Raw genomic sequence first — 14913 nt, forward strand, 5'->3', positions numbered from 1 at the left:
TCACAGCTTTGACGAGTGAACTCCTATTCGTTCGGCTTGTACAGCTGGTCATGCCGCCCTGCGAGCGACCAATCGGCCGAGCGGCGTGTTGGGTTGGGCGACGGCCGCTCCCAGCAGCGCGACGAGATCCGCCATCCATTCGCCGACCATGCGGCCGTCAAGCATGTTGCCCTTGTAATTGCATGAACCGGTGATTCCCGTCGGGCGTTCCTTGAGCATCAGCGACAGCCAGGTCTGGTCGATCGGCAGCACTGGCTGGCCTTCGCGTGCGATATTGCCGATCGATTCCATCGCGATGTCAGGCAGATCGATCGGCTGGCGCAGCGGATTTTGCAGTGTGAAATAAACTTGGAGCAGTGATGCCGGATCGACTCCCTCCTGCTCCAGATGGTCGGCCAGGATGTTGAACGGCAGCTCCTGCCGCGCATGCGCGTCCAGCACGCTCTCGCGCACCCGGACCAGGGCCTGCGCGAACGACAGCTCCGGCGTGATTCGGGTGCGGACGATCACCGTGTTCTCGAACGGACCGACGATCCGGTCGGTGTCCGGCTGGGCGCGATTGGCCATGGCGGTGGCGACCGTGATGTCGGTGCGGCCGGTCCGCGCCAGCAACAGGGCTTTCAGGCCGGCGAGAAGGCACATGAACAGTGTGGCGTTGTGGCTGCCGGCAAAGGCCGTGAGCCGACCGATCAACTCGCGCTCCAGACTGACCGGATGGTGCCCGGTGGACGCGCCGGGGGTCGCTTCGCCGTCGAAGACCGGGGCGGCTCCGCGCAAATTCTCGGTCCAGTCGGCGGCCTGGCGGCGGGCGGCGTCGGTGCCGCACCACCAGCGCTGCCAGCGCGCGACGTCCCGGAAGGCCAGCGGGAGTTTCGGCAGCGGCACGGACGGACGCCCGGCCAGCGCCGCATAGCGGCTGGACAACTCCTCGAACAGGATGCCGATCGACCAGCCATCGACCACGGCATGATGCAGCGTCAGCAGCAGCACGTGGTCGTCGGCATGGAGCCGCAACAGCCGCGCCCGCAACAGCGGCGGCCGCGCGGTGTCGAACGGGGCGTAGGTCTCCTGCTCGATCAGGAGATCGATCTTCCGGAGCTCGAGGGCCTTGCGCCGCTTGTTGTTGTGCGGATGCCCGTCGCCGATGGTCTCGACAGTGAGGACGGGTCCGAGCTCGCTGGGGGTGGCGACGCGGCTGGCGGGCTCCTCGCCGTGCCAGCCGAATCCGGTCCGCAGCGATTCGTGCCGGCGCACGATGTCGCCGAACGCCTGCCCGAGGATGGCCGGGTCGAGCGGACCATGGAGACGAAACGCAAAGGGCAGGTTGAACAGCGGCAGGCCCGGCAGGTTCTGCTCGATCCGCATCGTCTGGTCCTGCGCGATCGAGAGCGTGGGAAGCCCGCTTTCACCCAGCCTGGTTTTTGGCACGCTCGCGGCAGGCTTGTGCGGCTTCGCGACGACAGCTTCGTCAACCCGCCGGGCGAGTTCTTCGATCGTCGGGGCCTCGAAGATGGTCTTGATCGGCAGCGACACACCGAGCGCACGTGCGATGCGCGCCATCGCCTGGCCCGCCAGCAGCGAATGGCCGCCGAGATCGAAGAAATTGTCGGTCATCCCGAGGCTCTCGACCTTCAGCAGATCGATCCAGATGTCCGACAGCACTTTTTCCGTGAAGTGTCGCGCCGGTACGGCGGCGTCCGCCCCGGACGGCGCTTCCTGCGGCGCGGACGCGGGCGCGAGCAGCGCCGAGCGGTCAATCTTGCCATGGGCATTGAGCGGCACCTGATCCAGGAACAGGAAGGCGGACGGGATGGCATGGCCCGGCAGCCGGCTCTTCAGGAACTCGCGCAGCTCGCTGGCGCTGCTCCGGCTGTCATGTCTTGCGACGATATGCGCGATCAGCCTGACATCGCCGCTCGCCTCGCGGCGCGGCTCGACGATGCCGGCGCGCACCGCGGGATGGTCGGCCAGCGTGGTCTCGATCTCCTTGAGCTCGACACGGTAGCCGCGGACCTTGACCTGATGGTCGGCGCGGCCGAGGCACTCGATGGTGCCGTCGGCGCGGCGGCGGGCGAGGTCGCCGGTCCGGTACAGCCGCGCGCCTCCCCGGCGCGAGAACGGATCGGGCAGGAAGCGCTGCCGGCTCTGCGCGGGATCGTTGATATAGCCGCGGCCGACGCCGGCACCGGCGATGCAGAGCTCGCCGGTCACGCCGACCGGCTGCGGCTGCAGATTTTGATCGAGCACATGGAGCTGGGTGTTGGGCAGCGCCGCACCCACCGGGACGTTGGTCGTCGTCACCGCCGGCGCCTTGGTCAGGCGGTGCAGGGAGACGTCGTCGGAACATTCCGACGCGCCATAGGCGTTGATCAGGGGCACCTTCGGGCAGCGCGCGAACCAGGCGCGGCAGAGATCGACCGGCAGCGGCTCGCCGGTCGAGATCAGCAGCCGTAATTTCGCAAAGGCGCGCCGAACCTGCGCCTCGTCCATGCGATCGAGGATCACGCGCAGCAACGACGGCACGATCTCGAGCACCGTGATGCCTTCGCGCTCGATCTCTCGCGCGAGCAGGATCGGGTCCTGAACGATGGCGTTGCTGCAGATGTGAATACGCGCGCCGACCATGGGTCCTGCGAGGAACTGCCAGACCGAAATCACAAAACTTTGCGGCGCGCTCTGCGCGATCACGTCCCTGGACGAGAGGTTGAGTTCGGAGACGAGCGAGGCCAGATGGTTCGACAGCCCGCGCTGTTCGATCATGACGCCCTTCGGCGCGCCGGAGGAGCCGGACGTATAGATGAGATAGGCGAGGCTTTCGGCTGCGCGCCGCGCGGCGCGGGCCGGCTTGGTTGTCGCGAGCGTGAGCGCGTCCTCGAGCTCGGCCACATGAATGCGTTCAACCAGCGGTTCGAGCAGCGCGGCGACCATGGGTGACTGCGCGCGCCCGGTCAGCAGCATGCGGGCGCAGCTCGATCCCAAAATGGTCGCAAGACGCGCCGGCGGCTGATCGGGATCGAGATTGAGGAAAGCGGCGCCCACGCGCTGCACGGCAATCATCGCGGCGAGCAGGTCGGGCCCGCGCTCCGCAAGCAAGGCGACCACGCTCTCGGCGCCGATGCCCTCGCGGGCCAGCCAGCGCGCGGCGGCCTCGCTGCGGCGGGCCAGCTCGCGATAGGTCAGGGACGCGCTTCCGTTGGAGACAGCGATCGCGTTCGGCGTCTTCTTCGCCTGGCGGTCGACACGTTCGCTCGGGTTGCCGAGCGTCTTGAAATCGGCCGCCTCGCCCTGGCCCTTCGCCAGCAATTGGCGCCGTTCAGCCTCTGTCAGGAGCGGCAGGCGCGAGACGCGCTGCTCCGGGTTGGCGATCACGGCCTTGAGCAGGGTCTTGAATTGGTCCGCCATGCCTTCGATCGTCACAGCGTCGAACAGATCGGTGGCATATTCGAAGAAGCCGGTGAAACGGCCGTCGGCCTCGACCAGCTCGAGCGTGATGTCGAAGCGCGCCACTTCCGGGTCGACTTCCAGCCGCCGCGTCGACAGGCCGGGGAAACGTGCCGCCTCGATCGAGGCGTTCTGGAGGATGAACATGATCCGGAACAGCGGATTGCCGTCCGTCCTTCGCGCGACCTGGAGCGCGCGCAGCACCTCCTCGATCGGGAGATCCTGATTGCGATAGGCATCGAGCGTCACTTGCCGCACCCGCCGCAACACGTCGCCAAAGCCGGGATCGCCGCCAAAATCGTTGCGCAGGATCAGCGTATTGGCGAACAGCCCGATCAGGCGTTCGCTCTCGATCTGGTTGCGGTTGGCGATCAGCGATCCCGTCGCGACATCCTCGTGCCCGGTGTGTCGGAACAGCAGGCAGTGGAAGGCCGCGAGCAGCGTCATGAACGGCGTGACGCCCTGCTCCTGGCTCAGTGTGCGCAGATCGGCCGACAGCGTCTTGGAGAATTCGAGATAGTGACGGGCGCCGTGACCGCTCCAGACCTCCGGCCGTGGCCGGTCGGTTCGCAGCGGCAGCGTGGTGACGCCGTCGAGCTGGGTCTTCCAGTAATCGAGCTGCTCCTTGGCTGCCGGCGTCTGCGCCCAATTCTGCTGCCACAGCGCGAAGTCGCGATACTGGAAGGCAGGCGAGGGCAGCATCACTGCGCTCGTCTTGCGCGCGGCGGCATAGTGAGCGGCAAGCTCTTCCCAGAACAGCCGCTGTGACCAGCCGTCGGTGACGAGGTGGTGGACATTGACCACCAGCGCATGGCTGGATGTGTCGAACGACAGCAATGTCACCTTCAGTGGCGGCTCGCGCGACAGATCGAACGGATATTGCGCAAGCTTGGCTGCCTCCCGCTGGACGACGGCGGTTCGCTTGTCCGCGGGGCAGGGCTTGAGCTTGATCCGCTCGAATTGCGGTGACGATTGCAGCACGCGCTGCGCCGGCTCGCCCTGGTGTTCGATGAAGACCGAGCGCAGCGCCTCATGGCGCGCGCAGATCGTGGTCAGGCTCGCAGACAGCGCGGAGACGTCGACCAGGCCCTTGATAAGGGCGACTTCCACGACGTTATAATTGTAGCGGGTCGGATCGAGCCGCGAGAGCACATACATCCGCTGCTGCTGGAAAGACAGCGGCGCGTCCGTTGCGGCAGCCTTGTGCCACGCCGGGAGCGCAGCTTCGCGATGGGCCGCGGCGGACTCGACCCGGGCGGCAAGCGCCGAGACCGTGGCGCAATCGAAGATGTCCTCGAACGAGAAGTCGACATTGAAACGTTCGCGCAGGCGCGAGCGCATCTGGGTTGCCGCCAGCGAGTCCGCGCCGAGCGCAAAGACGTCCTGGTCGACGCCGACCTGCGGCAGCTCCAGCAGGCTGGCCCAGATCTCCGCAAGCTGGGTCTCCAGCGCGTTGCGCGGCAATTGCACCTCATCGCCACCTTCCGTGTTGGCGATGAGCTCGGCCAGCGCGTTGCGCTTGACCTTGCCGCTCGCGCCCTTCGGCAGCGCCGCTACGCTCTGGATCAGGCCCGGCACCTTGTAGGCCGCGAGCCGCTTGCGGGCGAACTGGCGGAGCTGGTCCGAGTTGACGTCGGAATTTTGCCTGAGCACCACCACGGCGGCGACATTCTCGCCCAGTTTCTCGTGTGGGACCGCGAACACGCCGGCCTCCAGCACCGCCGGATGGCTGAGCAGGACCTCTTCCACCTCCAGCGGCGAGATCTTCTGGCCGCCGCGGTTGATGACGTCCTTGATGCGGCCGACGATGAAGAGATAGCCGTCGGCATCGAGATAGCCGAGATCGCCGGTCCGGAACCAACCGTCGCGGAAGGCGGCCTGCGTCGCCGCCTCGTCATTATAATAGCCGCGGCTCATGTTGGGGCCGCGCAGCATGATCTCGCCATGCGCGCCGCTCGCAAGCATGCGGCCGGTCTCGTCCATGATCGCGATCTCGGGGCCGGCGGCGCGGCCGACCGAGCCGACCTTGCGCAGCTCGAACGGGTTGGCCGCGATCTGCGAGGCCGCTTCCGTCATGCCGTAGGTCTCGAGCACGGGCACGCCGAACATCGCTTCCAGCCCCTTCAGGATCGCGGGCGCGAGCGAGGACGAGGCCGAGCGGATTACGCGCAGCGAGGACGAGCGGGCATTGTCCGGGTTAGCCTCCGCCGCCGTCAGCAGCGCGCGATGGATGGTCGGCACCGCCGTGTACCAGGTTGGTTGCAGCTCCCGCATCCAGCCGAAGAAGGACGACGCGTCGAAACCATTGGTGCAGATCACGCTGGAGCCCGCGGCGAGCGCCGTCAGCAGGCCGGAGATCAGGCCATGGGCGTGGAATAGCGGCAGGGCGTTGAGCAGGCGATCGTGGGGGCCAAGCGACAGCACGCGGCCGGCATTGTACGCGGAGAGACACACATTGCGCTGCGTCAGCGGCACCATTTTCGGCCGCGCTGCCGTGCCCGACGTCAGCAGGATGAAGGCATCGTCGTCGCCGCGCGAGGTGCCGCTCGTATTCGCCGGACCAACCGCGGGGCCGATGAATGCGCAGCCGCCGAGATTGTCGTCCGGCCCCGGCACGAAATCGATCACCGCAATGCCGAGCGCCCTGGCGACGTCACGACTTGGTGAGTTCATGTCGGCCCGGGTCACGAGCGCCGTCAGCTTCAATTCGCTGAAATAGCGCTGCAGCTCATCGGCGATCAGATCGGGATTGACCGGGACGCAGGCACCGGCCGAGGCAACCGCGATCAGCGCCAGCGCACTGTCGGCGCCGCGCGGCAGTGCAACAGCGATCCGGTCGGCGGGGGCAATGCCGAGCCCGCGCAGGGTGCGGACCAGTTGCTGGATCAGGTCACTGAGCTTGCCGTAGGTGAGGCCCGGTCGGCCTGGGGCAAGGAGAGCCGGCGAGGCTGGCGCCTTCCGCGCATAAAAGTCGAGAAGACCGCCGATATGAGCAAAGGTCCTGGTTTCGGCACTCAAGCCGTCCAAACCCTCTCCCGCTCCGGATGCAATGTCCGACAATGCCATTCCCTTTTGATCTAATTGGGCTATTCTTCCCAAGAGTTAGGGAACGCGTCCAGTCTGAGGTGAAGTTCGGGCCCCAAAATCTGTGGTTGAGGGGTCTAAAGCCCTTCGACGGAGTGATGGTCGGGCAGAATCACCATGCTGGAGAATGAACCGGGCACGGGGACCGAGGGCGGGCTGAAGCGCTGGCTCGAAGGCATCGGTCTTGGTCACTACACCGATCTCTTCGCTCAGCACCGCCTCGATCTCGATGTCATGGGGGACCTGACCGAATCCGACCTGGTGGAACTCGGATTGCCGCTCGGCGATCGCAAGCGGCTCCAGCGGGCGATGACGGCGCTGTTCCGGGCTGAGACCGCGGAGAAGCCCGAGGCGGCCGCCCGGCCGCAGCCCCGGACCGAGGTCGGCGCAGAGCGGCGTCAGCTCACCACCATGTTCTGCGACATGGTCGATTCCACCTCGCTCTCGGTGCAGTTCGATCCGGAAGACGTGCGCGACATGATCGCGAGTTTTCGCGAGACCTGCGTCCGGGTGGTGAAGCATTATGAAGGCTTCGCCGCCCGCTTCGTCGGCGACGGCATTCTGGTCTATTTCGGCTACCCGACCGCACATGAGGACGATGCCGAGCGCGCGGTGCGCGCCGGGCTCGAGATCGTGCGGGTGCTGTCGACCGCCCGCGCGATCGAGCCGCGCGGCGCGCTCAGTCACGCGCCCGCCGTCCGCATCGGGATCGCGACCGGTCTCGTGGTGGTCGGCGATCTCGTCGGCCAGGGCACCGAGGAGCGCGATTCCGCGGTCGGCGAAACCGTCAATCTCGCCGCGCGGCTGCAAGGCCTCGCGCCGCCGAACGGCGTGGTGATCTCGTCCTCGACGCAGTCGCTGCTGAAGGGAAAGTTCGATTACCGCAATCTCGGCGTCCATGCGCTGAAGGGTATCTCGGAAAAGACGCAGGCCTGGCACGTGGTGCGCGCCTCGCGGGTGGAGACCCGCTTCGCCGCCGCCATGGGCGGACGGTTGACGCCGCTCGTCAACCGCGAGGAGGAGATCGCGCTGCTGATGGGCCGCTGGCAGCAGGCCAAGGACGGCGACGGCCAGGTCGTGGTCAAATTCGGCGAGCCCGGCATCGGCAAGTCGCGCATCATCCAGGAAATCTTCGAGCGGATTTCGGGTGACCGTCACGGCCAGGTCTCGTTCCAGTGCTCGCCCTATTACACCTCCACGGCGTTCTATCCGTTCTCCGAGCAGCTCAAATTCTCGCTCGGCCTCGACCGCGAGGATCCGTCCGCGGCGTCGCTGGCGGGCCTGGAGGCCGCGATCGCCGCCGCCCATGGCGATATCGAGCAGGTGACGCCGCTGTTGGCCGCACTGCTCGCGATCCCGACCGGGGATCGCTATCCGCCGCTCGACCTGTCGCCGCAGCAGCAGAAGGACGCGACCGTCGCGGCGCTGGTCAATCATTTCCTCGGCCTCGCGCGCGAGATGCCGCTGGTGATCGCATTCGAGGATCTGCACTGGATCGATCCGACGTCCCGCGAGGTGATCGACCTCCTCGTCGACCGGGTGCAGAACCGGCCGCTGCTGGTCATCATCACTGCGCGGTCCGAATTCCAGCCGAGCTGGGACGCGCATTCGCACATCACGACGCTGGTGCTGAACCGCCTCAGCCGGCAGCTCCGCGCGACACTGGTCGAGCGCGTCGCCGGCCGCGAGCTTCCGAAGGAGGTCGTTGAGGAGATCATCGTCAAGACCGACGGCGTGCCGCTGTTCCTGGAGGAGCTGACCAAGACCGTTCTCGAATCCAACCTCCTGACCGAGCGGCATGGACGCTACGTGCTCTCGGGCCCGTGGCGGCAGCTTGCGATTCCGGCGACCCTGACGGACTCGCTGATGGCGCGGCTGGACCGGATGGGGCCGTTCAAGCGCATCGCGCAGATCGGCGCCACCATCGGTCGCGAATTCTCCTACGAGACTCTGCACGCGGTCGCCAACACGCCGGCGGAGCAGATCGAAGCCGCGCTCAATCATCTGGAGGAGGCGGGGCTGATCATGCGCCGCGGCCATCCGCCCGACGCGCTCTATTCCTTCAAGCACGTGATGATCCAGAATGCCGCCCATGCGAGCCTCCTGCACAGCGAGCGGCGCAAGCTGCATTCCCGGATCGCCCAAGTGCTCGCCGAGATGTATCCGGAGAAGACCGAGCGCGAGCCGGAGTTGCTCGCCCATCACCTCACCGAATCCGGCCAGAGCGAGGGCGCCGCAAGCTTCTGGCTCAAGGCCGGCAAGCAGGCGGCCAAGAGCGGCGCCAATCTGGAGGCGATCGGCCATCTCAGACGCGGCCTCAGCGTCGTGCAGGCCAATGCGCGCATGCAGGGCGCCGACGAGATGGAGCTCGAGCTGCGCATCGCGCTCGGCAACGCGCTGATCGCCGCCAAGGGTTATGCGGTGCAGGAGGTCGAGGAGAACTATATCCGCGCGCTCGAGCTCGGCCAGCAGCTCGACGACGACGAGAAAGCCTTCGCCGCCACCCGCGGTCTCTGGGTCTGCCATTTCATCCGCGCCGACCTGACCCGCGCGCATGATCTCAGCGTCGAGCTGCTGAAATTCGCCAAGCGCGAGCGGCTCAACGAGCGCACGCAGCCGGCGCAGCAGACCGGCTATCTGATCGAGGCGCACCGCTCGATCGCGATGACCATGCTCTATCGCGGCCGCTTTGCCGCCTCGCAGCACCATCTGCACCGCTGCATCAACCTCTACAGCCCCGATCTGCATTCCGATCTGATGGAGCGGCACGGCACCGATCCCGGCGTCGTCTCGCTGTCCTATCTCGGCTATCTGCTCTGGTTCCTCGGCCGGCCCGATGCGGCACGCCAGCACAGCGAGCAGGCGATCGCGAATGCCGAGAAGATCCGCCATCCCTTCACGCTCGCCTTCGCGCTCGTGTTCGGTGCCTATCTCTGCCAGCATCTGCGCGACGTCGAGGGCGCGCGTGACTACGCCAACCGCGCCATGATCATCGCCACCGAGCACAATTTCCTGCACTGGAAGCAGCAGGCGGCGATCCTCCGCGGCTGGGCGCTGGCCCAGCTCGGCGAGGCCGACGAAGGCCTGAGCCAGATGCGCTTCGGTCTCGACGAATACGAGGCGATGGATTCCTGGCTCGCCGGCTGCTGGTTCCGCTGCCTGCTGGCGGAGGCCTACGCCAAGGTCGGGATGCGCGACGCCGCCTTGCGCGCGCTCGATGGAGCGCTCGCGACCGCAAGGCGGACCGGCGATCACTCCTACCTCGCCGAGGTCTATCGCCTGCAAGGCGAGATCACGCTGTCTGGCGGCGATCCATCCTCGGTGCAAGAGGCCGAGGACCTGTTCGCGCTGTCGCTGGAAACCGCGCGCAAGCAGGGCGCGCTGTCCTGGGAGCTTCGCACCGCCGTCAGCCTCGCGCGCCTGTCGTACGACGCCGGCAAGCGCGAGCATGCGAGCCTTCTGCTCGTGCCGATCGTCGGCAAGTTCAGCGAAGGGTTCTACACGCCGGACCTGAAGCAGGCGATGCAGCTGGTCAACGAACTCGGCGCGGACGCACTCGTTCGCGAACCGGCTGATCCCGTGCGATGAGCGATCTGGCCGCCGCGCGTGCGCGTTACGTCGAGCTGATTGCGAAGCGCGAGCGGATTGCCTCGCCGCGCCTGCTCGAAGCGCTCGCCGCCGTCCCGCGCGAGGACTTTCTGGCCAAGGGGCCCTGGCGTATCAAGAGTGAGGCTGCGCGCAGCTACCGGCTGACGCCGGATGCCGATCCCGTTCATCTCTATGACAACGTGCTGGTTGCAATCGACGCGCGCCGCAGGCTCGATACCGGGCTGCCGAGCCTGTGGGCGCATTTCATCGACGTGCTCGACATCAAGGCGAAGGACCGCGTGGTCCAGATCGGCTGCGGGCTCGGCTATTTCTCGGCGGTGCTGTCGAAGATCGTGGGGCCAAAGGGCAGGGTGCATGCCATCGAATGCGACGCGCGGCTTGCAGCGCGCGCGGCGACCTATCTTCGCGCTTATGGCAATGTCGAAGTCGTCCACGGTGACGGCTGCGTGGAGCTTGGCGAGCCCGCCGACGTGATCATCGTGCATGCCGGCTTCCCGCATCCGCATCCGCTCTGGCTCCAGTCGCTCCGCCCGCGCGGCCGCCTCTTTGTCCCGCTGACGCAGCGGGATCGCGAAGGCGCCGCCCTCAAGATCACGCGCCGGGGCAAGGGCTTCGACGCCGAGGCGGTGCAGCAGATCCGCATCTTCCCAGGCCAGGGCCGCGGCACGTCCGCCCTCGATGACCGCGTCGCCGACTGGTGGCAGCGCGCCTCAGCGCTGGCGCCGCTGCGCTTTCGCGGGATCGAGCAGGGGCTGCCGTCGGATAGCTAATGAATCGTTTCGTTTTACCTTGATTGCGATTGTAAGTTTGCAGCATCTCGCAGTGCGGCTATGACTATGGCTTGATGGCCATTCGAGCGCGCCCCATGCATTCCGTTGCCCTGCTGACTGCCAGTTACGCCAAGGATATCGAACGCTTTTCGCTGCTCAGCGAGAGCATCGACACCTGGCTGACCGGCTACACGCGGCATTATGTTCTCGTTAACGATGAGGACGTGCCGCTGTTCGCGCGGTTCGCGTCCGACAAGCGCGTCATCGTTCCGGCCTCGCGCTATCTGCCGAAATGGCTGTGGGCACTGCCGCCTGCGCTTCAGTTCCTCAGCAAGCGCCGCGTCTGGCTGTCGCTGTTGTCGTCGCCGGTGCATGGCTGGCACATCCAGCAGATCCTCAAGATCGCCGGCGTGCTCAACGCGCCCGAGCAGCGCGTCTGCATCCTGGATTCGGACAATCTGTTCTTCCGCGAATTCGACGTTGGCCGATATGCGGGCGCCGAGAAGACGCCGCTGTTCGTCACCCCGAAGGACATCGGCGCCGACCACCCGCTGCATGGGCTGTGGCTGCGCACCGTCGATCAGCTCCTCGGCATCAAGGACCGTTCCTTCCCGGCCGACGACTATGTCGGCAACGCGCTGGTCTGGGACAAGGACACCGCGCGTGCGATGACCGACGCCATCAAATCGGCGACGGGATTGAACTGGGTTCTGGCGCTGTGCCGGAAGAAGAAGTTCTCGGAATATCTGATGTACGGCCACTTCGTCGCGAACTCGCCTGCGCATCTCGCGGCGCATCGGGTGACCGAAGACAGCATCGCGGTCTCGCATTGGGACGACACGCCGCTCGACCGCCCGGCCATCGAAGCCCTGATGCGGGCGGCTTCGCCCGAGCAGGTCGCGCTCTGCATCCAGTCCTATTCGTCGACCTCGGTGGACGACATCCGCGACGTGTTCCGCCTCAGCTCGCGCGACCGCCGTGGCCCGAGCCTCGCGCCGGATCAGATGGGCGACGCCGCGGTCTTCGAGATTCCGAAGACGCGATAGGCCGCCTCAAGCGTCTCTCGTAAACTTGCTGATCACGTCCATGAACGGCTTCGGCTTGAACTCGCCGTCGAGCGGCAGCGGACGGTTCGGCTGCTTGTCCGCGCGCGCGAAGACGCCGTTGATCCAGCTGTAGCGATCCGAGAGACCCCAGGTCAGGATCGAGCGCACCGGGCCGCTGGTCGAGATCGCCGTCAAGAGATCATTGACCCGCTTGGCGACGATGGCATCGCGCTCCGCGGCATTGCCCGTCAGCTTCTGATCGTCGACGTCGAGCTCGGTGACGAGCACATCGAGACCCCACGAACGCAGCTCGGTGACGAATTCGGCCAGCCCATGCGTGTCGATCTCGAGCTCGGCATGGAGATGCGATTGCAGGCCCACGGCATGCAGCGGCACGCCCTGGTCGAGCAGATCCATGATCAGATGGCGATACGCCGCGCGCTTGGCGATGAACGTGTCCTTGGCGGACTCGATGTCATATTCGTTGATCGCGAGCTTGACGAAGGGATCGGCCGCGGCCGCCGTGCGGAAGGCCAGCGGAATCCAGTTGTTGCCGAGATGCTGCGTCCAGAACGTGTCGCGCCGGTCGGTGACTTTCTTCGGGTTGTCAGGGATCGGCTCGTTGACGACGTCCCACGAGGTCAGCTTGTCCTTGTAATAGGACACGACGGTGTTGATGTGATCGACATAGGCGCGCTCGACGCCCTTCGAATCCTTGATCTGCTTGGTCCAGTCCGGAATGTCATGATACCAGGCGAGCGCGTGGCCGCGCATCGTCAGATCGTTGTCCCGAGCGAAATCCAGAATCGCGTCCGCGCGTTCGAAGTTGAACGTGTGCGCGTTCGGCCGCAGCATCGGCCATTTCAGCTCGAGTACCGGCACCACCTGGGTGCAATAAGTGCTGATGGCTTCGCCGAGCCTGGGATCGGCTTGCAGGTCCCACAGCGTCGCTGCTGCGCCAAAGCCCGGACGGCGCTGGGCAAGCTTTGAGGCCGGCGCGGCCGACGCCGTTGCGCCCGCCGCAAGGGTGGCGGCGCCGCCGAGGAGAAATTCGCGTCTGTCGAGCCTGGTCACGTCGGAAATTTCCTTTTGGAACCAACGCATCATCGTACCAAGCGCGGCTCCGCGACGCCGGGGTTTCCTGTTGTTGGGTTAACCCTTGCGGGATGTCCGCTGCGTCAACGCGCGCGGCGTCGCATCGCTTGTTCCAGTCTGGATCATGGTTGCGTTCGTGATCGCGGAAACCGCTTCGACGAAAGGGCAAATTTAACGCTAACGGCCGAAAGCGCCGTCGAAGCTTCATTCGCCACCCGATCTCCAGACTTATGTGACACTCTTGAGAGATGTTGCGGCGCAATTCGTTCGCCCCGTCCAAATCCCGTTGAGGCCCATTGATTAACGGCCGTCATCATCGCAACACCGTCGCCGGTCCCGTGCCCGCATGCTGAACCGCCATTTCTCGATCTATCTCGTCGCCTACATCCTGCCCGCGGCGGTGGGCTTCTTCGCGGTCACGGCCTATACGCGGCTGCTGACGCCGGCGGAGTACGGCGTCTATGTCGTCGGCATCAGCCTTGCCGGCATTCTGGGCGCGATCTTCTTTGCCTGGATCAAGCTGTCGGTGTCGCGCTATCAGGCGATGTCGGCGGAGGTGGATTTCCGCGGCACGGCGATGGTTGCGTTCGGGCTGACAGTCGCGGTGCTCTGTGCCACCACGCCGCTCGTCTTCCTGTTTCGCAGCGATCTCAGCGTCGAGCTGCTGCTCGCCAGCATGTTCGTCGCGATCATGGCCAATGCGGTCGATGTCGGACAGGAGTTCGAGCGCGCGAAATTGCGTCCCTATCGATTTGCGGCGATCTCGATCGTGCGCAGCGTGTCCAGCGTCGGCTTCGGCCTGCTCGGCATCTGGCTCGGCTGGGGTGGATTGGGACTGTTGGCTGCCTTCGGCCTGGGCTCGCTCACCGGCATCATTCTCAATCTGGTTGGCGACCGGACCAAGATCGCGCGCTTTCAACGCAGCCAGTTCATGCAGCTGGCGCGCTACGGCCTGCCGCTGACGCTGGCCGGATTGTCCGTCGCGGTCTATTCGGCCTGCGACAGGCTCATCGTCGCCTATCTGCTCGGCAAGGACGCCGCGGGCATCTTTGGCGTCGCTGCCGATCTGCCGCGCCAGTTTATGGTGATGATCGCCTCGAGCGTTGCGGCAGCGACCGTGCCGCTGGTGTTCCGGTCATTGTCTGAAAATAACGCGGACACCACGCGGGAACGGCTGACCGAAAGTTTCGAATTGCTGCTCGTCGTCGTCGCGCCCGTTGCCGTCTGGCTTGCACTCGCCGCCGACCAGGTCGCGGGTACGCTCGTCGGTGTCGATTTCCGCGCCGGCGTGTCGGCGCTGCTGCCAACCCTGGTGCTCGCGCGCTTCTTCGGCATCGCCAATCAGTTCTACGTGCAGATCAGCTTCCAGCTCGCCGAGCGGCCCTTCATGCTGGCAGCGCAATCGTTCCTCACGCTGGTCGTCAGCGTGGTCCTGATGTTCGCGCTGGTCGCGGGCTACGATCTCTACGGCGCGGCGCTGGCGACGCTCGCGACCGAGGCGATCGGTTTCGTTGTCGCCGTCGCCCTGATGCACCGCGCCCATCCGGTGCCGTTCGATTTCAACCGGCTTGCCGGGGTCGCGGTATCGGCCGCGGCGATGGCGGCTGCGATCCTCCTTGCGCGGTCGCAGGTCAGTGGCACTGGCTTCGTGGCCCTGATCGTCGTCAGCTTTGCGGGCGGCTTCGCCTATGTCGCCGCAGCCTGGCTGCTGAACGTCGCGAACATACGCACGCTGTCGCTGCGCTTCCTGCGAACGTTCAACCGGAAGGCCGTGGGCGCGTAAGCCCGCGCTGTCCCGGCTCCGCCCTGGCAAAGGCTATCCTGGGTTCACCGATATCAAGCAGGAAGGTGACTTCGCGCGCGCCTAC

Annotated in this window: 6 protein-coding genes; 4 read left to right on the top strand and 2 right to left on the bottom strand. The window is 66.0% G+C overall.

What is annotated here, in order from left to right; genetic code table 11:
- Positions 1–48: 48 nt before the first annotated feature.
- On the bottom strand, positions 49–6507 hold the full coding sequence (locus AB7532_RS06905; protein WP_441234056.1) for an amino acid adenylation domain-containing protein: 6459 nt from the start codon (positions 6505–6507) through the stop codon (positions 49–51).
- 135 nt (positions 6508–6642) lie between these two features.
- Between AB7532_RS06905 and AB7532_RS06910 the strand changes: the two genes are divergently transcribed.
- The 3 genes from AB7532_RS06910 to AB7532_RS06920 all read left to right on the top strand — a co-directional run bounded on the left by AB7532_RS06910 (position 6643) and on the right by AB7532_RS06920 (position 11950).
- Complete coding sequence (locus AB7532_RS06910; protein ID WP_441234057.1) at positions 6643–10113, top strand: ATP-binding protein; 3471 nt, start codon at positions 6643–6645, stop codon at positions 10111–10113.
- Complete coding sequence (locus AB7532_RS06915; RefSeq protein ID WP_441234058.1) at positions 10110–10904, top strand: protein-L-isoaspartate O-methyltransferase family protein; 795 nt, start codon at positions 10110–10112, stop codon at positions 10902–10904. The genes AB7532_RS06910 and AB7532_RS06915 overlap by 4 nt, the downstream gene beginning before the upstream one ends.
- A 95-nt stretch (positions 10905–10999) precedes the next feature.
- Positions 11000–11950: a DUF6492 family protein gene (locus AB7532_RS06920; protein WP_441234059.1), complete on the top strand. Its 951-nt coding sequence runs from the start codon at positions 11000–11002 to the stop codon at positions 11948–11950.
- Between the two features lie 6 nt (positions 11951–11956).
- Here AB7532_RS06920 and AB7532_RS06925 read toward each other — a convergent pair whose 3' ends face one another.
- Positions 11957–13024, bottom strand: a complete 1068-nt coding sequence (locus tag AB7532_RS06925; protein ID WP_441234060.1) for an endo-1,4-beta-xylanase — start codon at positions 13022–13024, stop codon at positions 11957–11959.
- Positions 13025–13391: 367 nt separating this feature from the next.
- Between AB7532_RS06925 and AB7532_RS06930 the strand changes: the two genes are divergently transcribed.
- Positions 13392–14828 (top strand): lipopolysaccharide biosynthesis protein, encoded by a 1437-nt coding sequence (locus tag AB7532_RS06930; RefSeq protein WP_441234061.1) that lies wholly within the window; start codon positions 13392–13394, stop codon positions 14826–14828.
- Positions 14829–14913 lie beyond the last annotated feature (85 nt).

This window comes from Bradyrhizobium sp. 930_D9_N1_4, assembly GCF_052076015.1.
GTDB lineage: Bacteria > Pseudomonadota > Alphaproteobacteria > Rhizobiales > Xanthobacteraceae > Bradyrhizobium.

Bases quoted from the DNA above. Each gene is read 5' to 3' on its own strand.
- AB7532_RS06920 (WP_441234059.1), top strand. From the start codon at position 11,000: ATGCATTCCGTTGCCCTGCTGACTGCCAGTTACGCCAAGGATATCGAA.
- AB7532_RS06915 (WP_441234058.1), top strand. From the start codon at position 10,110: ATGAGCGATCTGGCCGCCGCGCGTGCGCGTTACGTCGAGCTGATTGCG.
- AB7532_RS06905 (WP_441234056.1), bottom strand. From the start codon at position 6,507: ATGGCATTGTCGGACATTGCATCCGGAGCGGGAGAGGGTTTGGACGGC.
- AB7532_RS06910 (WP_441234057.1), top strand. From the start codon at position 6,643: ATGCTGGAGAATGAACCGGGCACGGGGACCGAGGGCGGGCTGAAGCGC.
- AB7532_RS06930 (WP_441234061.1), top strand. From the start codon at position 13,392: ATGCTGAACCGCCATTTCTCGATCTATCTCGTCGCCTACATCCTGCCC.